Source organism: Christiangramia sp. LLG6405-1 (assembly GCF_045055805.1).
Taxonomy (GTDB): domain Bacteria; phylum Bacteroidota; class Bacteroidia; order Flavobacteriales; family Flavobacteriaceae; genus Christiangramia.
The window spans coordinates 2,099,043-2,124,630 of record NZ_CP159330.1 but is presented as its reverse complement, the minus strand read 5'-3'; the positions used below and the strand labels follow the sequence as shown (position 1 = coordinate 2,124,630).

Sequence of the window (25,588 nt, the reverse complement as noted above, 5' to 3'; positions counted from 1 at the left end):
TTTTTCCCTTTCATATCTTAAATACTCGGTATCTCTGAAGTTGTCCTTTCGTGAATTGGCGAGTTTTTATGTTTTAAAGACTTAGCGCTGGAAGCGGTTAGTACTGCTTGAATTTCTGCCAGAATGGATAATCCTATCTCGGCTGGTGTTTCAGCTCCCAATTCCAAGCCTATTGGTGCATGAATTCGATCTTCATCGACATTGGAGATTTGTATCCCTGCGTGATTTAGATCATCCTGCATACGTTCCCATTTTTTAAGCGGACCAAGAATACCTATATAAGGAACTTCTCTTTTATTAAGCAATAACTTCAGGACTGCGAGATCATAATTGTAATTATGACTCATCAATGCAAAACACGTTCTTTCATCTATCTCAATATTCTCCAATGTATCTTCCGGCCTGGTCACGATCACCTGGCAGCCTGAAGAAAACCGCTGTGTATTCGCATGGGTAGGCCTGCCATCTGCTATAATGATCTTCCATCCCAGAAGTTCTGCCTGGTTAGCCAGAATCATCGCATCATTCCCTGCACCAATCAGAACTAATTTGATTGCTGGCTCGTAAAACTGGATATATTTTATACAGCTACTTCCATTTTTCTCCAACTTTAAAATATCAGATCGCTTTTTCTGAATAACTTCTGAAGCTTTAAATAAAACCTCTTTATTTATTTCAGCTGAAGTGAAGATTTTATCTTCAGAATAGATCAAAGCAGTAGTTCCAGGTTGGAAATTGCTTTCTTCCAGATCGAATTCCACTAGAATTGATGCATTTTCCTCGGTTTTTCTTGCAATTTGAAGCAATTCGCAAGCATTTTGCTCATTACCGAAATCTACTGCTTCAAATAAAACCTTAATAATCCCGTTACATCCTAATTGTGCGCCAATGACTGCATCATTCTCATCGCTGGTATCATAAGTAACCAATTTATTCTTTTGCTGATGCAAAGCATGCAGTGCTTTTCGAAGCGCATCGCCTTCAAGACATCCTCCACTAATCGCCCCGGTGAGATTTCCGAATTCATCCACTAACATTCTCGCACCTGCTCTTCGATAAGAAGAACCTTTCACATGAACTACCGTCGCCAGAACACAGGATATTTCTTCAGCTTTCAGCTTGTTGTATTCCGCTACAATTGCATCAATTTCTCTCATACCAGGCTGGTTTTTCTAGTGCTATTGATCGCAGTTTGAATATTTTCGAATGCCAGGTTAAGATCTTGCTGCGTTGTAGTTCTACCCAGACTAACACGGTAGGTAGCCAGCGCCAGTCTTTCTTCGATTCCCATAGCGGTCAAAACATGCGAAGCTGCCACTACATTGGAAGTACAGGCTGAACCTCTCGAAATCGCGATCCTGTTCATTCTTCGATAAAGTGCATCTCCATCAATATTGTGTACACTAAAGCTAACGGTATTAGGAAGCCGGTCCTGATCTTTGGCATTTATTTGAACATCCTCTAAACTCTGCAGCTGCTCTTCAAAATCATTACGTAGCAATAGCATTTCATCTGATGTTTCTTGCAATTCGTTTCTTGCCATTTCTGCAGCAAACCCAAATCCTACCATAGCCGGAACGTTCACAGTTCCCGGTCTGATACCATTTTCCTGATTTCCTCCATACATATACCTGGCTAAGTCGATCTTTGATGAACTGTATAATGCGCCTGCTCCTTTAGGTCCGTAGATCTTGTGAGACGAAAAAACGGCGAGATCTATTTCCAGTGCTTTTATATCAACGTTAATTTTACCAACTGCCTGGGTGATATCGCTCATGACCACGCTACCATTCTGATGCGCCAATTCTGAAATTTTAGTGATATTCTGAATTACGCCAGTTTCATTATTCGCCAGCATCAACACTACCATACTGGTATCTGGACGTAACAAACTTTGAAAATGTTCCATATCTACAATTCCGTCGCAATTGACCTTTACATAGCTAATTTCATAACCATCCTTCTCTAAGGCATTTAAGGTTTCCAGAATAGCTTTATGCTCGGTTTTGCAACTAATTATATGCTGTCCTTTATTCATGTTTTCTTTTGCAAACCCGAACAAGGCTAGATTAGCTGCTTCTGTAGCTCCTGAAGTAAAAGTGATTTCTGAAGATTTAGCACTGATCAAATCTGCCACCTGCTTTCTTGCTTGCTCCAATGCTTCACTGGCATCCCACCCAAAAGCATGATCACTATGAGGATTTGCAAAGTCTTGAGTAAAATATGGCAGCATCTTTTCCAACACCTGTTCGTGAACCGGAGTCGTGGCATTGTAGTCAAGATATATTTTTGCGGATTTCATCAAATGCTTTAAGCGTTATGTATTTAAATATATATCGGACTTTAAAACTAAGAAAGAAGGCTTTAAATTTCTCAGTTTTAATTTTAATTTAAGATTTTAAGTAGCTGCTTCTCTTCTTCTGTAACCTCTTGCAGTTTTTGCTGAAGTTTATTGTAGGCTTCCATTATTTCTTGCGCATGAATAGTAACTTCTGCACCACCACCAGTCTTTCCTCCTTTTCTTAATATCACTAAAGGTTCTTCGGAATGCTTATTTAACTGCCGTGTCATTTCCCAGGCTTTGCGATATGATAACTGCATTTTTTCAGCTGCTTTAGACAAACTACCTTCAGCTTTGATATTCCGAAGTAATTCATGCGGACCGGGACCATAGAATTTATCTCCACTAGTCTCGATCCAGCATTTCACCTTGATACTTTTCATAGATATCAGGTTTTAAGATCGCCCTGCAACCCAGTAATAAATGGTTGCTTATAAAACCTTTTTCCGGTCGCTTTATAAAGTGCATTCGCCAGTGCTCCCTGAACAGGCGGGAATGGCGGCTCACCCAATCCTGATGGATCAATCCCATTCTCTACGAAATGAACATCGATCTTTTTAGGGGCTTCTTTATGTCTTATGAGTCGGTAGCCATCAAAATTGCTTTGTTGCGGAGCTCCTTCAGCAAAGGTCATTTCACTGAACAAGGCATGACCAATTCCATCGATCGTACCGCCTTCCACCATATTCTTAGCAGCTTCAGGATTTACCACGATTCCGCAGTCAACCGCGCAGGTCACTTTATCGATAAGAGGCTGATTATTCTCAACGGTCATATCGAGGATCTGGGCGACATAAGAATTATGGCAATAATAGGCCGAAACTCCTCTGGCCATCGTTGAATTCGAATTCCAGCCAGATTTATCCCTGGCCAGTTTCAATACCCCAGCATATCTTTCAGGATCGTAATCATTGTTTTCGCCTACTGGGCTAGTTTTCGCCTTTTTCAGCATTTCCAATCTGAATTCTATAGGATCCTTATCCATTTCTTCAGCAAGTTCATCGAGGAAAGATTGCTCGGCACCAGCGATAAAATTCGACCTTGGCGCTCTAAAAGCGCCTACGGAAATATTGGATTCTACCACCCAGCTTTCTGCGAGGTAATTATCAATGGCTCCTGCCGGGAATCTATTGGCGAAAAGCGGACTTTCAGGAATACCTCCCGCATTCACGTGGAAAGCGGTTAATTGATTATTAGCATCTAATGCTGCTTTATAAGTTACATGATAAGCCGGCCGGTATACACCATTGGTCATATCATCTTCACGTGTATAAACCAGTTTGATAGGTGCACCCACCTTTTCCGAAATCACCGCTGCTTCAACCAGAAAATGTCCGTAAAGTCTTCTTCCAAAGCCTCCACCCATTCGCGTCATCTGGATGTCAATATTTTCAAGATCCAACCCAAGGCGCTTCTGCACGCTTTTTTCAGCATATTCCGGAGTTTGTATAGGACCTATTAATTCGGCTTTTCCATTGGAGACATTCGCGAAAAAATTCATGGGCTCCATACAATTATGTGCCAGAAAAGGGCAGGTATAAGACCTTTCGATTACTCTCGCCGCATTCTTGAACGCTTTTTCAGGATCTCCATCTTTTCTTACAACTTCAGCATTTTTACTGCCTGCATCTGCCATTAATGAGTTGTGTATATCGCTACTTTCGAGTCCGCTTGCATCCTGCATTCCAGCCGATTTCTCCAGGATTTCGATTTCTTTGGTAAGTTCAGGATTAAGATCCCATTCAACATCCAGTTCTTTTTTTGCCTGCATCACCTGCCAGGTGGTTTCTCCAACTATAACGACAAGTTTCGAGAACGATCCAACATCGCTCCATTCCTTCTCCATGTCTTCAGGATAAGTATCGATGGTGAAAATATCAGTAATACCAGGTAGGCCTTTAGCCTTTTCAGCATTCATATTTTTAAATTCCATTCCAAAGGCTGGTGGCTGCATCACCATTGCGATAAGCATTCCATCTCTTTGGGTGTCCAGTCCATATAAAGGTTGCCCGGTCACGATCTTTCTGGCATCCACATTCTTTCTGGATGTACCAATGATCTTGAAATCTGTGTTTTCTTTTAAGTTTACTTCCGCTGGAACTTCAATCGAGGCTGCCGATTTTGCAATGTTTCCAAATCCAATTATCTGTCCGGATTTTGCATGTTCGATCATACCATTGTTTACCGTAATTTCTTGCTGAGGGACTTCCCACTGTTTTGCAGCTGCTGCAACCAGCATATGTCTTGCAGTGGCACCGGCTGTTCTTAAAGATTGCCAGCCCTGTCTAATAGATTGACTCCCACCAGCAAGTTGCCTGGTGAAAATTTCAGTATTTAGCGGAGCCTGCTCTACAATTACATTATTCCAGTCGACATCAAGTTCTTCTGCTACGATCATAGGCATGGAAGTCTTCACATTCTGTCCTATTTCAGGGTTTGGTGAATAGATGGTAACGATTCCATTGTCCCCAATTTTAAGATAGCCATTCAACTCGAACCATTCATCTGGCATTTGCATCGCCAGTTCTTCACTACCTTCTTCCGCCGGGCCTTTACATGCTATCCAGTTAAAGCCAATTATTAGTCCGCCACTAGCGATAGAAACACTCTTTATAAAGGACCTACGTCCAAATGTTGTTTTTACTTTACTCATCTTGATCTTCTTTGACTATAATTAAACTTCCTGAGAATTCGATGCTGTTTTGATGGCTGCCTTAATGCGGGTATAGGTTCCGCACCTACAAATATTCCCATTCATAGCGTTCTCTATCTCAGAATCTTTAGGATTTGGATTGCGGTTGAGTAGTGCAGTTGCAGACATGATCTGGCCAGCCTGGCAGTATCCACACTGCGGAACATCATGTTCCAGCCAGGCTTTCTGCACGGGATGATCTCCGTTTTCAGAAAGACCTTCGATGGTAGTGATCTTATTCCCTGCTGCTGAAGATACGGGCAACTGACAGGATCTTATCGCATTACCGTTAAAATGTACAGTGCAGGCACCACATTGAGCGATTCCGCAGCCAAATTTTGTACCTACCAGATTCAAATGATCTCTCAAAACCCATAGTAATGGTGTATTGGGATCTATATCGAAAGAGTGTTCTTTATTGTTAATGCTAAGAGTAATTGCCGCCATATCCTAAATTTTCCTAAAAATTACGCAATTATCCGAAGCGAAACTAGCATTAAGACCTTTTAGCAAGCTTTTTTATTATCAGGAACTAACAAGAATTTAACCACTCTAATTGATTTATATCAACTTGAAACGCCAGTTACATGCTTAAATTTGTGCTAATTAATGCTCTGACTGAACATTAAGTTGGAACTTGAGAATAAACCAAAAAAATATTATTATGAAAGTTTTATTTGTACTTACATCACACCATAAGTTAGGAGATACTGGAAACAAAACTGGTTTCTGGATCGAAGAATTCGCTAATCCATATTATAGCCTTTTAGACAAAGGTGTTGAAATTACTGTTGCAACTCCTGAAGGAGGAAAGGCACCCATTGATCCTACCAGTGATTCTGAAGATAATCAAACGGAAGATACCAGACGATTCAAAGACGATGAAGCTGCGCAGAAAGTGATCAATAATACGCATAAGCTTTCTGATGTTAAGGAAGAAGATTTTGATGGTGTATTTTATCCAGGAGGACATGGTCCACTTTGGGATCTATCTAAAGATGAAAAATCTATTAAGCTAATTGAAAGCTTTAACGAAGCTGGAAAACCGATTGCATTTGTATGCCATGCACCTGCAGCTTTGAAAAATGTAAAAGCTAAGGATGGTAACGCTCTTGTAAAAGGTAAAAAAGTAACCGGATTTACAAATTCTGAAGAGGAAGCGGTTCAACTAACCGATGTTGTACCATTCTTAGTAGAGGATATGCTAAAGGAAAATGGAGGAATCTATTCCAAGGAAGCTGACTGGAATGAGTATGCAGTAACAGACGGTAATTTGATTACAGGACAGAATCCGCAATCATCTGGGGCAGTTGCTTCCAGATTATATGATATGCTGAAATAAGAATTTATTTCTACAGATTAAGAAAGCCTCTGAAAAATCAGAGGCTTTTTTTTATTTCTTTTTTGGAGGTAAGTCAAAAGCTATTGCTTCGTGCTCGAAATGATTTCTATGAGCTCCATCACAAAATGGCTTATTTTTAGATAATCCACATCGACATACTGAAACCAGGTCTCTTCCACCCAGATCATATACATTTCCATTTTTATCTACAATTTCGAAATCTCCTTCTACTTTAAGGGATCCATTACTATTGACTGTTAGTTTTGTTTTCGACATAATTTCTATTAGTTGAAGTACGAAGATACTTTAAAGCAGGTTTAGATTCTTTCTAATTTAGGTGCTTGTTTGATGAACTAAGCAAAAAGAAAAAAGCCTCTGGAAAGAAGCTTTTTTCGAAGGTGAACATTATTAAAGTAGATCTATAAGCAAGGTTAGATTTATAAAAAGCACCAGTTCAAATTCATTTTAAAATGATAGAATTGAGAGCGGCTAGAACGTTTATACCATTAACAATCAAACAATTAATAGATCAAGGCTAAAAATAGCGATTAATTTAGATTGATGATAAGTAAACAATAGTTAAAATTACAAGCTAGGAATTTCATCTCTATGGTTTGGAGATTCCGGTTAGTTCTCGAAAGGTTTACCTTTTATAAGAGACATAGGAATTAATGAAAAATTTACCCCAATTCATTTTCCTGCTATTTCACACACTTTTTATTGGAATTGCAGTATACGAGAGTCAGGAGAACCTCTATCAGCTTATTCCGCTCGTGATGATCTCTTCTATGCTTCTATATTTTTATCTTCATAATTTCTCCAAAAATAAGGAACTGGTAGAAAAGGACATACAGATATCAACCATCATATTTGCCATTTTAGGTGGACTTGCAACTTTCGCTTTGCAGGATAGATTTGAACTTTCAGCGGTACTTTCTGCTGGAATTGTCGGACTTTTTGGCGGAATTCTACCTAAAATAATTGCTAAGCCTTTAGCTAAGATCGCTTCATCAGCCATCTACTGCGGTGCCTTTGTTGGGATGACTCCTCCGGTATTGGCAGGAAATTATCTATTTATAACACTAGCCTCAATTTTCGCTGGCTTTATCTTGATACTTACACGAGAAAATTTTAACGGCTATGGAGGGAAACTTGGCAGTATCGCATTTGCTGGAGTAAGCCTGGTAAGCCTTTTAACATACATGCTATTATAATGAATTTACTACTCATATTAGGCTGTAGTGTACTTTCAGGTCAGCTCACTTATACCTTAAATAATAGTTTAAACCTGGGTGCCGTCATTGCTTCTTCACTGGTGAGCATTTCAGGAGGATTATTGATCTACACTCCAGTATCGAAAGTTATGCAAGAAACTTTACCTCTGGTAATTATGGGTGCAAGCTTTGTTGGAATGGCTTCGGAAGAGATCGCGTCCAAAAACCGCATTATTATCTTATCCTCTATTTTCTTCGGAATACTATTCTATTGTACCGGAGTTTTCTTTGAAGGTTTTGGTGGAAGTTTAGGAACCACTGCTGCGATCGCATTTTTCGCCAGCCTGGGATTTCAGCAATTAGTCTTTAAGAAGGGGTTCTAAAGTTTCCCAGATATTTTCTACTAAAATTGGCTGAGCTTCAGCAGTTGGATGAATACCGTCCTGTTGATTAAGTTCCGGATCGCCGGCGACACCGTCCAGTATAAATGGAATTAAGTAGATGTTCTCTTTTTCGGCAAGCTCTGGAAATAACTCTCTGAATTCTGTAGTATAATCTGCCCCGAGGTTTGGTGGGATCTGCATTCCAGCAAGAATGATCTTAGTTTCTGAATTTTTCTCCTGAACATAATCTACGATCTTATTTAGATTAGACCTGGTTTCAGCCAAAGGAACACCGCGTAATCCATCATTCGCACCAAGCTCCAGAACAAAAATCTCCACATTCTGTTTTAGCACCCAATCGATTCGGTTCAATCCCCCAGCGGTAGTCTCTCCACTAAGCCCGGCATTGATCACCGTGTAATCAAACCCAAGAGAATCGAGTCGCTGCTGAATTAGATTCGGGAAAGCTTCATCGGTCTCAAGTCCGTAGCCTGCAGTAATACTATCTCCAAAAAAGAGGATCGTTTTAGAATTTTCTTCTTCTAAATTATCCTCAGATTCTTCAGTAGCAGATTTCTCTTCAGCTGCAACCGATTTTTTTTCGTTTCCGCAGGATAGATTCAGCAGTAAAACTAAACTAAGCGCAAAGATTTGAAAGCTTCGAAAGATAGGTGCAGTATTCATAAAATCATTTCTTATTTTGTTGGCCCGAGTAAAGAAAATTAAAAGAACTAAGATGGCAAAAATTTTAAGGGTTGAAAATCTCAGCAAAACCTATAATAATGGGAATAAAAAGCTGGTCATCCTGGACAAGATCAATTTTGATATTGAAGAAGGAGAAACTTTTGCTATCGTTGGCCCTTCAGGTAGTGGGAAAACAACTTTACTTGGCTTGAGTGCGGGACTTGATCGAAGTGATGAAGGCACTATAGAACTCTGCGGCGAAAATCTAAGTCAGCTAGATGAAGATGGTCGCGCTGCATTAAGGAACAGGCACGTAGGATTTGTATTTCAGAACTTTCAGCTCATTCCTACCCTTACAGCTCTTGAAAATGTTGCTGTTCCTTTGGAACTTCGGGGAGATTCGAATGCAGAAAATGAAGCCACAGCCCTACTGGAAAAAGTTGGTTTAAAAGATAGAATGCATCATTATCCAACCCAATTGTCTGGAGGGGAACAACAAAGAGTTGCTCTTGCTAGAGCATTTTGCAATAAACCCAGGATACTTTTTGCAGATGAGCCAACGGGCAACCTGGACGAAGCTACTGGACAAAATGTGATCGATCTGCTTTTAACACTGAATAAAGATCTGGGTACAACACTGGTAATAGTCACTCATGATATGGAACTAGCCCAGAAAACACAGCGAATTCTAAAGCTTCGAGGTGGAAAAGTTCAGGAACTACAAACCCAGGTTTAATATGAGTTCGGAAAGATCCAGCACCGGTTTCCCTTGGCTATTAAAAATGGCTTTAAGGGATGGGAAAGCAAGCAGTCGTAAATTATTTCTATTTATCGCATCGATCGTACTTGGAATTGCTGCGGTAGTTTCCATACAGTCATTTAGCGCTAACCTCAAACGTAACATCTCTCTACAATCGAAATCCCTGATGGGTGCCGATTATATTATTGACAGTGATAAACTTCCTACGGAAAAAGTTTACGGCATTATCGATTCCCTAGGCGGCGCAGAAGCAAGAGAGGTCAGCTTCGCTTCTATGGCATCATTTCCTGGGAAGCAGGGAACAAAACTCATGCAAGTTCGGGGAATAGAAGGCGGTTTTCCATTTTATGGAGAAATAGAAACTACACCTGCCCAGGCAGGTAAGAATTTTAAAGAATCTGATGTTGCCCTGTTAGATGCCACGGTCATGCTTCAGTTGGGACTGGAAATTGGCGATGTAGTAAAAATTGGAAATACAAGTTTGGAAATTGGTGGAGCATTAAATAATGTTCCCGGCAGTTCCAGCATTTTTAGTTCTATAGCTCCTCCTCTACTGGTGCCCTTTTCTGCCATAGAGAAATCGGGTCTGGTTCAAACCGGTAGCCGTATTGATTACAGGTATTATTTTACTGCTCCAGAAAGTCTTGATATGGAAAAGTTTGATGAAAAACTTGATCCTATACTTGATGCGAACGATGCAGATCTGGACACTCATCTATCCACTAGTCAGAGATTAGGAAGACAGTATGAGAATTTTGCAAAATTCCTGAATCTGGTGGCTTTCATTGCGCTATTATTAGGTTGTGTTGGAATCGCCAGCGCCATACATATTTATATAAAAGAAAAAGTTGCATCGATCGCTATTTTGAAATGCCTGGGATCTTCCAGAAAACAAAGTTTTCAAATCTTTTTGATTCAGGTGATTGTTATTGGATTGATCGGTTCTGTGATTGGAACATTGTTAGGGCTCGGTTTGCAGGAATTATTTCCCTACTTGTTACAGGATCTTTTGCCGGTAGAAATAGATCTCCAAATTTCACCTCTTGTAATTCTTACAGGAATTATTCTTGGGGTAAGCATGTCGGTTCTTTTTGCTTTATACCCACTACTTACTACCCTGGATATATCTCCTTTGCAGACTCTACGCATGCAGCAATCTGCAGGATCGAACAAAAAGTATAAGATTCTGGTGTCAATCGCAGTCATAATTTTCATCTGGATCTTTGCATTCTGGTTACTCGATAACTGGCTATATGCGATCTGGTTCGTTCTGGGACTGGCGGTCACCTTTGCAATTTTAAGCGGATTTGCAGCTTTAATCATGAAATTGCTGAAAAGGTATTTTCCGAAGAACTGGGGATTTCCGGCAAGACAAAGTGTTTTAAATCTTTATCGACCTCAGAATCAAACACTTATTCTTATTCTTGCCATTGGGATTGGAACATTTTTAATAAGCACTTTATACTTTACCAGGGATCTGCTTCTGGCTCAAACTACATTGGAGAGTCAGCAGAATACTCCAAATATGATCTTGCTGGACGTTCAAAGTGAGCAAAAAGAAGAGGTTGAACAGGTAATTGACAGTAGCAACCTGGAGCTTTTACAGAACATTCCCATCGTCACCATGCGTGTTATTGAGCTGAAAGGTAGAAGCGCGAACGAAATTCGCAAGGACACCAGCAGTACGATCAATAACTGGGTTCTGGATCACGAATTCAGGACTACCTATAGAGATTCTCTTGCTGAAGGTGAAGAAATTCTGGATGGAAAATGGATAGCAAATTTTAATGGAGAAGGTCTTATTCCAATCTCTATAAGTGATAATCTTGCTGAAGATGCCGAAGCCAGTATTGGAGACAAATTGATTTTTAATGTACAGGGCGTTCAGCTGGTAACTGAAGTTGCGAGTATTCGTCGAGTGGACTGGAGCAATATGCAAATCAATTTTTCAATTTTATTCCCGACCGGTGTTCTGGAGGATGCTCCGCAATTCACAGTGATGACAACGCGGGTTGAAGACGATAATTCTTCAGCGAAGCTTCAGCAGAAATTGGTACAGCAATTTCCTAATGTGACCATTATCGATCTAAGACAGGTTTTAAAAGTTGTGGAGGAAATTCTTGGCAAGATTTCCTGGCTAATTAATTTCATGGCATTTTTCAGTATTCTTACTGGTATCATCGTACTCATTGGTGCAGTTAGAACCAGTAAATATCAGAGAATTCGCGAAAGTGTTCTTTTAAGAACCCTTGGTGCCAAGAACAGGCAGATCTTAAAAATCCTGGGGCTGGAATACTTATTTCTGGGAATCCTGGGAAGCTTATCTGGAATATTACTATCCTTGATTTCCAGTTTTCTAATTGGTTATTTCTTGTTTGATACTACATTTATTCCTTCATGGATTCCATTTTTAGTGGTGTTCCCTGCAATTACCGCATTGGTGGTAATTATAGGACTTGCGAATAGTTATAGCGTGGTAAAAAGTCCACCTCTGGCTGTACTTCGGAAGGAGTTAGGATAAATTAAATTGATGGTGTTCACAAAGTCAATATGAATTTAACAATTCTTTAGCCATGATAGTTTAAGCCGCTGTGTACCTTGTATGAGTTAACAAGCTAACTCGATTTTTATGAAGACTTATCATTTAGAAATAAATGATGTGGATGATTTTATTCCTGAACTTGCGAAAACTGTAGGAATAGATCATTCGGAACACCTCGGCGAATTCTCTCTATTTATACCTGACTCTATTGGCGACGGCAACATTCGTGGAATTAATTTTCCTAATGGTATAGGTCTATATATGTATCATGTGACGGTTCGAGAAGACACAGAGCTAAGGATATCCCACCCTACTATAAAGCCGATTCGCTTTATCTATTGTCTAGATGGAATGATTGGAAGTAGTTTTGATTTTATAGATACTGAAGATCTTGTAAAAGATCATGAATTCGTGATTGCTGCTCCAAAAAGCAAGGAGACGTATAACATTACCTTGAAGAAGGATATAGAAACCACGCTCTGTTACCTGGAAATTGACCGTTTAAAATTTCAGGAATATTTCAGTTTTGACCTTCATGAACTTGAGCCAATTTTCTACAAATTATTTAGTGATGTACAGGCTCATAACCGGGTTTCAACTTTAGGTAATATTAGTCTTCAAACTAGCCAAATTATTAAAGAAATTAAAACTTCTGATCTTACAGGATTTCCAAGGATTAATTTTGTAGGAGCAAAATCTTTAGAGATCCTAAGCTATATGCTGAATCGTTTTAAAAAGGAGGATCAGCAAACTCAGAATGAACTAAAAGATAAGGACCGGGCTGCTGTAGAAAAGGTTGTGAACTATATAGATTCCAATCTCGCCCAGGCTGGTACTGTGAATGAACTGGCACAGATCGCCGGTGTAAACACGAACAAGCTTCAGGAAGTTTTTCAGAAGGTTTATGGAAAAACCGTGAATGAATACGTGCGGGATATACGCCTTATAAAAGCTCTACACATGCTCTCTTCAGGAAAGAAGAACGTTAGTGAAGTGGTCTACGAACTTGGATTATCCAGCCGAAGTTATTTCTCTAAGATCTTCAAGAAAAAATACGGAGTTTCTCCCAGGAAAGTACTTTCCAAAAATGAATTACCAACAAAATAATATTTAATATTAATAGAGTAACCAGGATATTTGAAGCCTCGCTTTGGTCCGGGTTTTGTAGGTTACAGACCTCGAATAAACACAGAATATGAAAAAGAAATTACGAACAGGCCTGAGTATGATCGCACTATTTGCACTTATTAGTCAGTCCAATGCTCAGGAAAATAATCAGGAAATTATGCAAAATCCATTGCTTAAAGAATGGCAGGGCCCTTATGAAGGAGTTCCGGCTTTTGACAAAATGGAAGTTTCACTTATAAAACCAGCTATTCGCAAGGGAATGGAACTGCATCTGGAAGAGATCAACCAAATCGCTAATAATTCTGCTGAAGCTACCTTCGAAAACACCATTATTCCGATGGAAAAAGCAGGTAAAGAACTCGATCGTGCTTTTACCTATTTTGGTATCTATAGCAGCAATGTTTCCAGCCCGGAATTTAGAGCAGTTCAGAAAGAACTGGCTCCAGAGATTTCAGAGTATTCCTCGAAGATCAGTCAGAACGAAGCTTTATTCAAACGGATTAAAACGGTTTATGAGAATTCTCAGGAGAAGCCATTAGATTCCGCAGAACAAAGAGTCATTGATTTGGTTTATGAAGAGTTTGCTATGCAGGGAGCCGATCTAAGTGAGGAAGACAAAAAACGTTATGCAGAGATCAACAAGGAACTTTCTGCGCTATATACTAAGTTTTCAAGCAACGTATTGGCAGATGAGGAGAACTATGTCATCTACCTTACAAAAGAACAAACTGGCGGACTGCCGGATTCCTATGTGAAATCTGCCGCTAAAGCTGCTGAAGATCGTGATCATAAAGGTTCTTATGCAGTTACCAATACAAGGTCATCCATGGACCCCTTTCTCACCTATTCTACGGAAAGAGAACTACGTGAAAAGGTATGGAAGAACTATTATTCAAGAGGAGACAATAATGATGAATTCGATAATAAAGAGAGTATTCAAAAGATCCTGAAGCTTAGAGATGAGCGAGTAGAACTACTTGGATTCGATAATTATGCACAGTGGCGTTTGCAGAATCGTATGGCTAAAAATCCTGAAAATGCTATGGATCTAATGATGCAGGTATGGCCAGCGGCATTGGCAAGAGTAAAAGAAGAGGTAGCAGACATGCAGAAAGTTGCAGACTCTGAGAATGCCGATATAACTATCAAGCCATGGGATTATAGATTCTATGCTGAAAAGGTTAGAAAAGAAAAGTATGATCTGGATAGTGAAGAAGTAAAACAATACCTGGAATTAGGAAACCTTACCAAGGCCTTATTTTTCACAGCTGGTGAATTATTCAATTTTGCCTTTACTCCTGTAGAGAATAACAGTGTTCCTGTTTTTCATGAGGATGTGAATGTCTGGGAAGTTAGTGATAAAGATTCCGGTGAAATTGTGGGATTATGGTATTTAGACCCATATGCACGACAGGGAAAACGCTCTGGAGCCTGGGCAACTACTTACAGAGGTTATACGAAGCTTACGGGTGAAAAACCAGTGTTGGCTTCTAACAATTCAAACTTTATCGAACCTGCTCCGGGTGAGCCAGTACTGGTTTCCTGGGATGATGCAGAAACATTTTTCCATGAATTTGGTCATGCCCTGCACTTTCTATCAGCTAATGTGGAATATCCTACCTTAAATGGAGGCGTACGTGATTATACTGAATTTCAATCGCAATTATTAGAGAGATGGTTGTCTACAGACAAGGTGATCAACCAGTTTCTTAGACATCACGAAACTAATGAGGTGATTCCTGAAGCTTTGGTAGCAAAGATCAAAAAGGCTTCTACTTTTAACCAGGGATTTGGTACGACCGAGTTTTTAGCTTCTGCGATCATGGATATGAAATATCATACTACAGATCCAGACAAGATCGATCCTGCCAAATTCGAAAAGGAAACCTTAAAAGAGCTTAATATGCCAGAAGAGATCGTAATGCGTCATAGAACACCTCATTTTGGACATGTGTTCTCTGGTGAGGGTTATGCATCCGGTTATTATGGATATTTATGGGCAGATGTTTTAACTGCTGATGCTACGGAAGCTTTTGCTGAAGCTGAAGATGGCTTCTATGATAAGGAAGTTGCTCGCAAATTAGTGAAATATCTTTTTGCTCCTAGAAATGCAATGGATCCTGCGGAAGCTTATAATAAGTTCCGTGGAAGGGATGCTGAAATCGATGCGTTGATGCGTGACCGTGGTTTTCCTGTTCCTGAAAATTCAGAAACTACTGAAGACTAAATTCAGAACTTTTAATAACAAAAATGCCCTGAAATTTCAGGGCATTTTCTGTTTAAGATATCTTAAAATTTTACTGACTATATTTTAAGCTTTACTTATACCACTTTTAATGCTTTCAGCAATACTGATAGTTCGCTTTACCTGATGTGTTATAGAAGTTTTAGATTGCTCGTTAAGATTATCCAATCCGCCATCAGAACTAAAGCCGTAAGGATTACCTCCAGTTTTAAATAATTCTTCTGAAGTATAACCAGGAGCGGCAACGATGGCGCCCCAATGAAACATGCTTTTATAGAGTGTTAATAAGGTAGTCTCCTGACCACCGTGTGGATTTTGTGCACTTGTCATACCGGAAACGACTTTATTAACTAATTTCCCTTTACTCCATAAACCTCCTGTGGTATCAAAAAACGCCTGAAGTTGAGAAGGTAAATTTCCATATCTGGTAGGAATACTAAAAATTATTGCGTCTGCCCAATCAAGATCATCCAGTACCGCTACCTCAACATCCTGGGTTTCCTGATAATGTTTTTTCCACGCATCATTAGATTCAATAGCTTCCATTGGTGCAGTTTCTTTCAACTTTCGAAATCGAACATCATGATCTCCATTAGACTTTGCAGCTTCAGCTGCCCACTTCGCCATTTGATGGTTTGTACCGGTTGCACTGTAATATATTATAGCAATTTTCATAAATAAGGTTTTAAATTTGTCTCTTATGAACTTAGGTAGATTCGTTTAAAACAAGTTTTAAAGTTTTGATAAATCTTCCATTGTGTACTATTATTATGACTTCAGATTATCACAGACATTTTAAAATATACAAACCTTACGGTTATTTGAGTCAGTTTATAACCAATCAGAGAAAGGGAGGAAAACATAAACTTCTGGGAGATTTAGGTGATTTCCCTGAAGGTACCATGTCGATTGGTAGATTAGATAAAGACTCTGAAGGACTTTTACTATTGACTACAAATGGCAAACTGAGTTCCAAAGTTACAGCCGGTGATTCTGAAAAGGAATACTATGTACAAGTTGATGGTGAAATTTCAGAAGAAGCCATAGCAAAACTTCGTAAAGGTGTTGAAATAGGGATACAGGGCAAGAAATACCAAACTAAGGAATGCAAGGTTTTTAAATTAAATGTAACTCCAGAATTTCCTGAAAGAAGCAAACCAATACGCGATGAACGTCATGGGCCTACAAGCTGGATAAGTATAACACTTATCGAAGGCAAGTTCCGGCAGGTAAAGAAAATGACCGCAGCAGTTGGCTTTGCCACCTTAAGACTGGTACGGGTGCGTATCGCTAATGAAAAACTAGAGAATTTAGATAGCGGCGAAGTGCGAGAAATAGAACGCGTTAGTTTCTAATATCCCACCGCTTTACCAGTGTAGCTTCTGGAGTCGGCAGAACCCTGGTAAACTCCTGTTTCAGGATCTATGATAATTCCCATGGCTCTACCTTGTGAAGACCGCGTTCCTGTTTCGTGTCCGTAGGATTTTAAGATCTCTATCGTATCTGGCGAAAAACCCCACTCTTCAAAGGTGATCAGATCTGGCAACCATTGATGATGAAATTTTGGTGATTCGATAGCTTTTGCGATATCCAGATCATAATCTACAACATTGAGAATCACCTGTAGGACAGTATTAATGATAGTTCGGCCTCCTGGTGACCCAATAACGATATAGGCCTTATCGTTTTTCGCTACAATGGTTGGACTCATACTTGAAAGCATTCGCTTCCCCGGAGCAATTTGATTAGGTTCTGTTCCAATTCTACCTTCAGAATTTGTCAATCCGGGAATCGCATTGAAATCTCCCATTTCGTTATTCAGAAGAAATCCGGCTCCTTCTACCACGATCCGATTTCCGTAAGAATGTTCTAATGTATAGGTAAGCGAAACAGCATTTCCTTCTTTATCGACCACCGAGATATGCGTAGTTTCATCGCTTTCAAACTGAAGATGTTTCTTATTGAAATTAGCAGAATCACTGATAGAAGCTGTCTTTTCCTTAATTGCTGATTGTAATTTACTAGCATAGGATTTCGATAAAAGTGAATCCAGTGGCATCTCAATATTAAATTGAGGATCGCCAAGAAATTGAGCTCTGTCTGCGAATGCTAATCGCATTGCTTCACTAATATAATGAATGCTCTGAGCGCTGTTAAGTCCGTATTCATGAAGATCGTAATTCTCAAGAATGTTTAGCATCTCTATGATTGCAGTTCCACCAGAACTTGGAGGAGGCATCCCGATAATCTCATTCCCACGATAAGTTCCTACCAGTGGTTCTACTTCTTCCGACTCATAACCTGTTAGATCACTTTTGGAAATAATACCACCGGTCTTCTTCATGAAATCATGAATTAGCTGGGCTGTTTTACCACTATAAAAACCTTGAGCTCCATGATCGCGGATTCTTATAAGAGATTCAGCTAGATCTTTCTGAATAATCGTATCGCCCGCTTGGTAAGCTTCTCCATTGCTATTCAGGAAAACGGCGGCAGTACTTGAGTATCCTTCTTTGTTATCGTAAACCCATTGAGAAAATCTGGCCAGATCAGGATATACAGTGAATCCATTCTGGGCAAGATCGATCGCAGGTTGAACAAGGCTAGTCCAATCCATTGTTCCATAGTTGGAATGTGCCTGAAACAATCCAGCAACAGTTCCCGGCACACCTGCAGATAATGTCGTTTCGTGGTTCGAGTTATCCTTGACTTTACCATCTTCACCCAGGAACATAGTTTTTGTAGCTTTTTGAGGAGCTTTTTCTCTAAAGTTAAATCCGGTTGCCTTATCTGCATTCGGTTTATAAAGCAGAAATCCACCGCCACCAATATTACCGGCGGAAGGCAAAGTCACAGCTAACGTAAAAGCAGTTGCGATAGAAGCATCAATAGCATTTCCTCCTTTTTCGAGTATTTCCACACCTGCTTCTGAAGCCAGATAATGAGAACTTGCTACCATCCCATTTTCGGCTTCTACGGGAATTCTTCCCGATTGTGCCTGTAGATCAAGTTGCTGAACTGAGAGAAATACAAGTAGAAGTAATTTTATCTTATACATAGCAAGGCGTTTTAATGAAAAAAGTCCTGAAAAGGACTTTATAATTTTATTAATTCAATTTTGAATGCTTCTTCAAACAAATCAAAAGTTTGTTGAGCCTTTCTGGCAGCAATTTCTTTTTGATCTTCTGAAAAGTCCTTATTCCGAAGATACTTTAGAAATTCATTCCAGCTTTTGATCTGGTCTCTTTTTCCACTGAAAAATTGTTGATCTGGCAAATGTTCAAGATGAGGACAATTCTTCAGTTCCTTCCCTATCATCAAGCCTCCCATTGCAGAACCTTCCACAACATATGCTGCACCTACAGCTTCCGCTTCATTATCACATTGAAATTCTAGAGAAGTTTCAGCCTTTTCTATTCCAAGGCTTGAAAGATCCAGTTTGATCGCATCGGTTTTAGTAGAAGAATAATTTTTCAAATGGCGGGCTATAGGATCTTCAGTAGCAGCATAAGCAGCGTAATTCTGGAGCAGGAGTAATTTATACTCTTCTTCAGTAATGCTGTGATCCATGATCTTATTGGCTAGATTTTCACCTTCCAAATCCTCATGTTGAGCTTTGGTTGCTTCTCGTAATTTATTCAGCATCGTTTCTATCTGTATCAAAATTACCGATCGCTTCCCTGATCTTATTAATATTCTCTTTTTGTGCCTGATCTTCAGAATTCATTTTGTCCAGGTAATCATAGATCTTGTTCACCGTTATTTTATTCTGGCGAATCATACTTCTAAGTTCCTGTTTTGAGGTCATGTTGATGACCAGCTTTTTCAGAAGAGGTTCCAGCTTTTCGCTTAGATTATTGATATTCTTTTTAAGAATATAACCAGAAGCTCCATTCAGAATAGTGTTTGCCGCTAATTCCTCATCATTGATAGTTCCGGTGATAAATATGAATCCGATGGAATCATCAAATTCCTGAACGGTGGTTAGCACATCAAGACCTGTACAGTTAGGTAAATTATAATCGGAAAGAACGACGTCTGGTGCGAAGTTCAAAAGTAATCGTTTGCAATCCTGCAGATTGTCTGCGGTTTCGATCACAGGTTCCTCCACGATCTTTGAAATTTGTCGTTTAATGAGAAAAATATCATTCTCATTATCTTCAACCAGCAGTATGTTAAGTTTTCTGTGGATCATGATTACACTTATATCAAAAGCGAAAATAATCTAAAACTAAGTATGAAACAATTGCTAAAAGTTAAACATGAAAGTAGAAGGCTGAACCTATACCCGGTTCACTCTCTGCCCAGATCTTACCATTATGTTTTTCGATGATCTTTTTTACGATCGCCAGTCCTATTCCTGTACCCTGGTAATTATCCCCCGAATGTCTTGAAAACAAGTTGAAGATTTCATCTTTATATTTTAGATCAAAACCAATCCCATTGTCCTTGATATGGTATACGGTAATATTTTCTTCCAGATTGTAACCAATTTCAATTGCTGGACTGGAAGTTCTTTCACTGTATTTCAAAGCATTGGCGATTAGATTAGACCAGACCTGACCCAGCATCCTTCTGTCTCCCAGCATTTTTGGTAAAGATTCATCGATACTAACAGAAGTATTACTAAAGTTAGACTTTATATTAAATGACTTCAGGATATCACTGACCATGGTATCTGTAGAGACGACCTGTTTACTTATATTTTCATTTGAGACACCAGCAAAAGAGAGGATATTATCGATTAGATCCTGCATCTCCTGTACCGAAGAAAGTATCGTATCTACCGCCATTCTTCCTTCCTTATTAAGACTGCTGAAGTGATCTTCCTTTAAAATATGGGCATAGCCATCTACACCACGAAGAGGTGCTTTTAGATCATGGGAAAGACCCTGACTGAAAAGTTCTAGTTCCTTATGAGCAGTTACCAACTTCTCATTAAGATTATCTATGTTACGTTTTTGATGATCAAGAATGACGTAATTAACGTTTTTACTAAGTTTTCTGGCTCCGCTCAATTCATAATCACTCCAGGAAGTTGCTACACCGCTCAAATCCTCGGTCCACTTCTCAAAAGATTTACGCGGAGTGAGCCGCTCTTTTTCTGAATCGTAGAATGCCTTATTATTGGGATCACCACCCCAGTCAATTTGCTGAATTACTTCAGGACGAAACCAGATCAAATAGTTCATATTGTCATTCCCCAATCGCGAACTTAAAATACCCGACCCAGTTGATTTATAAGCTTTGGCTTCAGGATATAAACTCAATAAATTCTTTGTATAGAATATGTTATCCTGTTGTTTACTTAGAAACTTTTTGATGAGCGTTTTTACTTCTTTTTTAGAAGGTGTCTCTCCAACGAGCTTGATCTTCCCGTCTATTACGATTGCAGCTCCAGAAGATTCGATAAGATCTGTAAGTTTGAGATCATTGGTTGAGAGTCCTTTTTTGATGGAATCCTGTCTCAATACCTGATCCATAAGTTGTCCTGCTACTTTTTCTACCTCTGCTATTTTATTTAAAAATATGTTGGAGTTTTTTAGTGAAAGTTCATTCGAGAATATCTGGATTAGAAATTCACAGGTTTGTCTTTCATAGTAACTCACAAATTTAGCCTCCCGATGATGGCAGGCCAGCAGACCCCATAATTTTCCGTTGCTGATTAAAGCAGCAGTCATACTCGCACCAATGCCCATATTTTGAAGATATTCAATATGGATTGGAGATACTCCCCTTAGTTTAGATTTTGAGATATCCAGAGGTTCGCCACCTACTGGTGAAATTTGAGGAACAATTTTTACAGGAGCATAATTAACATCAGTGATGATACGTACCCTGTTCTTAAAGAATAGTTGTCTCGCCTGCTTCGGAATATCACTTGCCGGATACTGTAGTCCCAAGAAAGGCTCCATATCATTAATCTTAGCTTCTGCGATCACCTTTCCATTCCATTCGTCATCGAACTTATAAACCATTACACGGTCATAATCAAAAATCTGACGGGTAAGATTGGCTGCATCCTGACAAAGCTGTTGAGGGTTATCACTTGCTGATAAAGTATTCAGTAATCCGGATAACTCCCTCTGAAAATCGAAAGTATCCTTCTTTTCATGGGTTGGTTCGATATCCAGAATTAGAGAATCACCGCTTAAATGTGGGATAATGATAAATTTCTTACCATTAACCAGGGATTCTTCAACTTCCAGTCTCTCATCCTTCAGCAGTGATTGATTGATATTTTTAAGTACTTCCGAAGATAATATATCAGAAATATTGAGTTTCAGTAATTCTTCTAAAGCAATACCAATGATATGACCGGCATTCTCGCCAACCTGGGTAATCTGTCCGGTTTTAATACTTGAGGCGATCAATAAACCATGTGATTGCGTAGTTCCTATAATATGAATAGGCTCCTTTTCACAACTACTAAGGTCTACTTCTACCGGGTACTTATTCTCTTCTGTCATTAAAATACTTAAGCCTTCAGTTTAAAATAAAAGGTACTTCCTACTCCTTCCTGAGAGTCCACCCAGATGGTTCCTTCGTGCAGCAATACGATCTTTTCTACGTGTGCCAGTCCAACTCCTGTTCCTTCCATATCCTCATTTCCAGGCACACGGTTGAAAATTGTAAAAATGTTTTTCTGATCTTCTTTCGATATTCCCAGACCGTTGTCCATAATGGAAAATACCCAATAATCGTTTTCACGATAAGAAGAAATCCTGATCTCCGGATTTCGCTCTTTTGGAACGTATTTGATAGCGTTACTAATAAGATTCTGGAACAACAATCTAAGTTCTACTTCATACCCCATTATTTGCGGCATAGAACCAACATTGATCTTGGCATCTGTATCTCTAATGCTTTTACCCAAGTCGTATTTCACAATTTCTACAACCTCTTTTATATTGACCAGTTCTTTTGCTCCATTCTTTCCAATTCTGGAATGTTCCAGTAGTGCTTTAATTTGTCCTGAAAGTCTGTCTGAAGCGTTTTTAATATATTTGATATAGTTCTCCCCTTTTTCATCCAAGTGCTTAGCATACATTTTTCCAAGAACATCACTACCAAATTTGATAGTTGCTAATGGCTCCTGTAAATCGTGAGAACAAATGGAAACAAATTGCTCCAGATCTCTATTCGCTCTTTCCAGATCACTTTTTTGCTCCTGAAGTTTAGCTTCTGCCTTTTTCAAAGCTGAAATATCCACGCAGGTATAGCGAATAGTTTTGAGGTTTTCGGCTTCGTCCTTTTCAGCAGTTGCATTTAAGATCACCGGTAAAATAGTACCGTTCTTGGTGATCATATTCTGCTCGATATTAATGATCTCTCCAGATTTCTTGATGTTGGATTTTAGTTTTGAAGATGAAACCGTAGCGTCTTTATCAAAGAATTCATGAATGGATCTTCCAATAATTTCCTCCTTTTCTTTGTATCCTAATTTCTGAACAGCCTTGCGGTTACATTGCACGATCTCTGAAGACTTTGGATCCACACTCATATGCAACACAGGATCATCCTCGTAGAAGGATCTGAAACGTTTTTCACTGGCCGCCAGTTTCTCTTTTGACTTCTGGATCGTTTCTATATCAATAAAGGTGATCACCACCCCATCCCTTTCATTCTCTGAATTAAAATATGGAGATATACGCTGCAGGTAATTACGTCCTTCTCTGGAAACGATATGCTTTTCCAGTACTTTACCACTTTGAAGTACTCTTTTACAACGATCAATAAAACTCCGTCTACGAGTTAGTCCAAAACTATTGGTGAAATTATCGATTGGCCTGCCTATATCACCATTTAATAAACTAAAGTGCTTTTTGATTGCCGGAGTAAATTTTCGAATATTGAATTGTGAATCCAGAAAGATCACACCAATATCGGTACTCTTCAGAAGATTGTTCATATCGGCATTTAATGCTGCGAGATCATCCATTTTCTGAACATTCTCTGCATTAACTGTATTTATTTCCTCATTTACACTTTGAAGCTCTTCATTGGTACTTTGCAGTTCTTCATTAGATGCAAGTAATTCCTCATTTGCCGCCTGAAGCTCTTCATTACTGGTTTCTATTTCTTCCAGTGAAGTTTGCAGGTCTTCCCGGGTACGCTTCAACTCGTTTTCGAGATTACTAACGTACTCTTTGGTCTGGTTGGAAGGACTTACTTTTTCGACTTCCTGAACCTTTGAGAAGTCAACATCCTTCTCTATAAAAGTAATTACATAATTCACCTCATTTTCGAGAGAATACTCTTTGAGAGGTTTTATAATGACATCAACTCCAAGTTTTTCATCATCTTTTTCAATAACTACGTCTTTATACACCGAAATTTCTCCGGTTTCAAGAGCTTTATTGAAAGTAGACTGAATAACGTACTTTAGGCTGGAATCCAGCATATCCAGTAAGTTGATGGAAAAGCCGCTTACAGGTAGAGCCGCATATTTTCTAAATTCACCAACTGCCTGAAGTATATTATAATCGGTATCTACAAAAACCGCAGCGCCACCAAACTGACCAAGAATCGCTTCGTTTAATTCATGCTGCAATTTCTGACGTATAGGGTTTACCTGGGTACGACGGGTTTTACGTTCTCTTTTTGCATTATTCTCAAGAATTCTGGAATTATCGTTGTTCATTTGAGAAGCATGACTAATCCCGTCCTTTAGTCTTTTACTAACTTTCTTATTTCTGAAAACCTTCCATTTCCTGCTAATTTCAGTAAACTGATCCTTCAGCGTATGAGGATTCTCACTGGTTCCAAGCACCAGAATACCATCCTGTTTTAAAGCATAATGAAGCATATTCATTGCTTTTTTCTGAATGCTATTCTGGAAATAGATCAAAAGGTTACGGCACACCACCATATCCATATTACTGAAGGGTGGATTTTTAATGATATTGTGTCTGGAGAAAATAACAGACCTCCTTAATTTGTCGGTTACCTGATATCCTTCAGAATTACTAAGGAAATACTTCAGCAAAAGATCTTTTGGAACATCTGCGACAATACTTTCAGGATAAAGTCCTTTACTTCCAATGTCCAGATGAGCCTGGGAAATATCTGTTGCAAAAATTTTAATTTCAATATTCTTTTCCTGTCTCTGCATTTCCTCATGCAGGCACATAGCAAATGAATACGCTTCTTCACCTGTGCTACACCCAACACCCCAAATCTTTAGAACATCTCCATTGCTTTTGCTTCTAATTAATTCTGGAAAAACCTCATCTCTTAGAATACTCCATACTTCTTCGTCCCGGAAGAATTTAGTAACACCAATTAAAAATTCTCTGTAAAGAATTTCAACTTCTTCATCGTTCTTCTTCAAATAATCGAAATAACCATTAAGGTTATTGCAATTACAAATGTTTACTCTTCTTGCAATTCTTCTCGCTAGCGTAGCATATTTATATTCTCTGAAATCCAGACCTGACTTCTCATCAACGTAATTCAGGATGGCATTCAATTCATTTTCATCAAAATTCGCATCACCATCTTCAGAATGAAATATTGGAGGAGTAGAAATAAATCTTTTGAGCTCATGCCCCATATCATCTACGGAAAGCACATAGTCTACCAAGCCAGTATTAATGGCACTTATTGGCATACCATCAAATTTCGCTTCATCTGGCTCCTGAACCATGACCATCCCATCATTCTCCTTAAGTGCACGCACACCCCGGGTTCCATCACTACCAGTACCGCTCAGAATCACCCCTATAGCTTTGTCTTTTCTTTGAGAAGCGAGGGATTCAAAGAACATATCAATTGGTAAATTGAGAGTCTGAGTCTTTGGTTTCTCTGTAAGTATTAAACGATCACCATCAAGTTTAAGGTTATTAACTGGAGGGATCAGGTGAACATGCCCGGGTTTCACCTGCATCTCATGATCAATCTGGATAATTGGTAACCTGCTGTTTTTTTTCAGTAATTCAGCCATCATGCTCTTATAATCTGGAGACAGATGTTGAATTACGACGTAGGCGTTGACATCGCTGGCTTCTATATTTTCGAAAAAAGCTTTCAAAGCTTCCAGCCCGCCAGCACTTGCGCCCACAGCTATAATACGAGTTTGATCGTTTTCGGTTTTTAATTCAGACGTAACACTTGAGCGTTCTCCTGTACTTTCCATTAATCTGAGTAGTAGACAATTAAAGAATAGCCACTAGGGCCTTTAGTAATTCGTAATTATAAAAAAAATAATCGATTTATAGTAACCCTATTCCAACAATTGTTGAGCCAAATGAGTAG

Annotated in this window: 21 protein-coding genes; 8 read left to right on the top strand and 13 right to left on the bottom strand. The window is 39.2% G+C overall.

All coding sequences use genetic code 11. The annotated features are described in order from the left end of the window. Window positions 1-17: 17 nt before the first annotated feature. From ABVM50_RS09770 to ABVM50_RS09750, 5 genes are all read right to left on the bottom strand, one after another. The gene (locus tag ABVM50_RS09770) at window positions 18-1,157 is read right to left on the bottom strand and encodes an XdhC family protein (RefSeq protein WP_405198401.1); all 1,140 of its coding nucleotides are present in this window, start codon (window positions 1,155-1,157) and stop codon (window positions 18-20) included. After that, entirely contained in the window at window positions 1,154-2,302 is a 1,149-nt protein-coding gene (locus ABVM50_RS09765) for a cysteine desulfurase family protein (RefSeq protein ID WP_405198400.1), read from the bottom strand. Before ABVM50_RS09765 ends, ABVM50_RS09770 begins: the two co-directional genes overlap by 4 nt. An 83-nt stretch (window positions 2,303-2,385) precedes the next feature. Continuing rightward, window positions 2,386-2,724, bottom strand: a complete 339-nt coding sequence (locus ABVM50_RS09760) for a winged helix-turn-helix domain-containing protein (RefSeq protein WP_405198399.1) — start codon at window positions 2,722-2,724, stop codon at window positions 2,386-2,388. 5 nt (window positions 2,725-2,729) lie between these two features. After that, window positions 2,730-4,994 carry a molybdopterin cofactor-binding domain-containing protein gene (locus tag ABVM50_RS09755; RefSeq protein WP_405198398.1) on the bottom strand — a complete coding sequence of 755 codons (2,265 nt, stop codon included), beginning with the start codon at window positions 4,992-4,994 and terminating at the stop codon, window positions 2,730-2,732. A 21-nt stretch (window positions 4,995-5,015) separates the two neighbouring features. Next, window positions 5,016-5,480: a (2Fe-2S)-binding protein gene (locus tag ABVM50_RS09750; RefSeq protein ID WP_405198397.1), complete on the bottom strand. Its 465-nt coding sequence runs from the start codon at window positions 5,478-5,480 to the stop codon at window positions 5,016-5,018. 217 nt (window positions 5,481-5,697) lie between these two features. Here ABVM50_RS09750 and ABVM50_RS09745 point away from each other — a divergent pair, with 217 nt between their 5' ends. Continuing rightward, window positions 5,698-6,375, top strand: coding sequence for a type 1 glutamine amidotransferase domain-containing protein (locus tag ABVM50_RS09745; protein WP_405198396.1), 678 nt, complete (start codon window positions 5,698-5,700; stop codon window positions 6,373-6,375). A 51-nt stretch (window positions 6,376-6,426) separates the two neighbouring features. Here ABVM50_RS09745 and ABVM50_RS09740 read toward each other — a convergent pair whose 3' ends face one another. After that, window positions 6,427-6,651 carry a CDGSH iron-sulfur domain-containing protein gene (locus ABVM50_RS09740; RefSeq protein WP_405198395.1) on the bottom strand — a complete coding sequence of 75 codons (225 nt, stop codon included), beginning with the start codon at window positions 6,649-6,651 and terminating at the stop codon, window positions 6,427-6,429. Between the two features lie 395 nt (window positions 6,652-7,046). Here ABVM50_RS09740 and ABVM50_RS09735 point away from each other — a divergent pair, with 395 nt between their 5' ends. Both ABVM50_RS09735 and ABVM50_RS09730 read left to right on the top strand, forming a co-directional pair. Next, a complete protein-coding gene (locus tag ABVM50_RS09735) occupies window positions 7,047-7,589 on the top strand; it encodes a hypothetical protein (protein ID WP_405198394.1) in 543 nt (180 codons plus the stop codon). After that, complete coding sequence (locus ABVM50_RS09730; RefSeq protein WP_405198393.1) at window positions 7,589-7,972, top strand: hypothetical protein; 384 nt, start codon at window positions 7,589-7,591, stop codon at window positions 7,970-7,972. The genes ABVM50_RS09735 and ABVM50_RS09730 overlap by 1 nt, the downstream gene beginning before the upstream one ends. Here the strand turns inward: ABVM50_RS09730 and ABVM50_RS09725 are convergent. Further along, a complete protein-coding gene (locus ABVM50_RS09725; RefSeq protein WP_405198392.1) occupies window positions 7,949-8,656 on the bottom strand; it encodes an arylesterase in 708 nt (235 codons plus the stop codon). The genes ABVM50_RS09730 and ABVM50_RS09725 overlap by 24 nt on opposite strands. A gap of 52 nt (window positions 8,657-8,708) precedes the next feature. On the opposite strand from ABVM50_RS09725, the gene ABVM50_RS09720 reads away from it, so the two are divergent. The 4 genes from ABVM50_RS09720 to ABVM50_RS09705 all read left to right on the top strand — a co-directional run bounded on the left by ABVM50_RS09720 (window position 8,709) and on the right by ABVM50_RS09705 (window position 15,313). Beyond that, the gene (locus ABVM50_RS09720) at window positions 8,709-9,392 is read left to right on the top strand and encodes an ABC transporter ATP-binding protein (RefSeq protein ID WP_405198391.1); all 684 of its coding nucleotides are present in this window, start codon (window positions 8,709-8,711) and stop codon (window positions 9,390-9,392) included. Between the two features lies 1 nt (window position 9,393). Continuing rightward, window positions 9,394-11,937, top strand: coding sequence for an ABC transporter permease (locus ABVM50_RS09715; protein ID WP_405198390.1), 2,544 nt, complete (start codon window positions 9,394-9,396; stop codon window positions 11,935-11,937). Between the two features lie 108 nt (window positions 11,938-12,045). Then, window positions 12,046-13,065, top strand: coding sequence for a helix-turn-helix domain-containing protein (locus ABVM50_RS09710; RefSeq protein ID WP_405198389.1), 1,020 nt, complete (start codon window positions 12,046-12,048; stop codon window positions 13,063-13,065). An 88-nt stretch (window positions 13,066-13,153) separates the two neighbouring features. Then, window positions 13,154-15,313, top strand: a complete 2,160-nt coding sequence (locus ABVM50_RS09705; protein WP_405198388.1) for a M3 family metallopeptidase — start codon at window positions 13,154-13,156, stop codon at window positions 15,311-15,313. 84 nt (window positions 15,314-15,397) lie between these two features. Here ABVM50_RS09705 and wrbA read toward each other — a convergent pair whose 3' ends face one another. Beyond that, window positions 15,398-16,006, bottom strand: coding sequence for an NAD(P)H:quinone oxidoreductase (gene wrbA, locus ABVM50_RS09700; protein WP_405198387.1), 609 nt, complete (start codon window positions 16,004-16,006; stop codon window positions 15,398-15,400). A gap of 95 nt (window positions 16,007-16,101) precedes the next feature. Between wrbA and ABVM50_RS09695 the strand changes: the two genes are divergently transcribed. Then, window positions 16,102-16,686 (top strand): pseudouridine synthase, encoded by a 585-nt coding sequence (locus ABVM50_RS09695; protein WP_405200700.1) that lies wholly within the window; start codon window positions 16,102-16,104, stop codon window positions 16,684-16,686. On the opposite strand, the gene ggt is transcribed toward ABVM50_RS09695, so the two are convergent. The 5 genes from ggt to ABVM50_RS09670 form a co-directional block, all read right to left on the bottom strand. Then, window positions 16,683-18,389, bottom strand: coding sequence for a gamma-glutamyltransferase (ggt, locus tag ABVM50_RS09690; RefSeq protein ID WP_405198386.1), 1,707 nt, complete (start codon window positions 18,387-18,389; stop codon window positions 16,683-16,685). The genes ABVM50_RS09695 and ggt overlap by 4 nt on opposite strands. A gap of 38 nt (window positions 18,390-18,427) precedes the next feature. Continuing rightward, a complete protein-coding gene (locus ABVM50_RS09685; RefSeq protein ID WP_405198385.1) occupies window positions 18,428-18,994 on the bottom strand; it encodes a biliverdin-producing heme oxygenase in 567 nt (188 codons plus the stop codon). Next, complete coding sequence (locus ABVM50_RS09680) at window positions 18,966-19,526, bottom strand: response regulator transcription factor (protein ID WP_405198384.1); 561 nt, start codon at window positions 19,524-19,526, stop codon at window positions 18,966-18,968. The genes ABVM50_RS09685 and ABVM50_RS09680 overlap by 29 nt, the downstream gene beginning before the upstream one ends. A 61-nt stretch (window positions 19,527-19,587) precedes the next feature. Next, window positions 19,588-21,801 (bottom strand): ATP-binding protein, encoded by a 2,214-nt coding sequence (locus ABVM50_RS09675; RefSeq protein ID WP_405198383.1) that lies wholly within the window; start codon window positions 21,799-21,801, stop codon window positions 19,588-19,590. Between the two features lie 8 nt (window positions 21,802-21,809). After that, window positions 21,810-25,469: a CheR family methyltransferase gene (locus ABVM50_RS09670; protein ID WP_405198382.1), complete on the bottom strand. Its 3,660-nt coding sequence runs from the start codon at window positions 25,467-25,469 to the stop codon at window positions 21,810-21,812. Window positions 25,470-25,588: the final 119 nt, after the last annotated feature.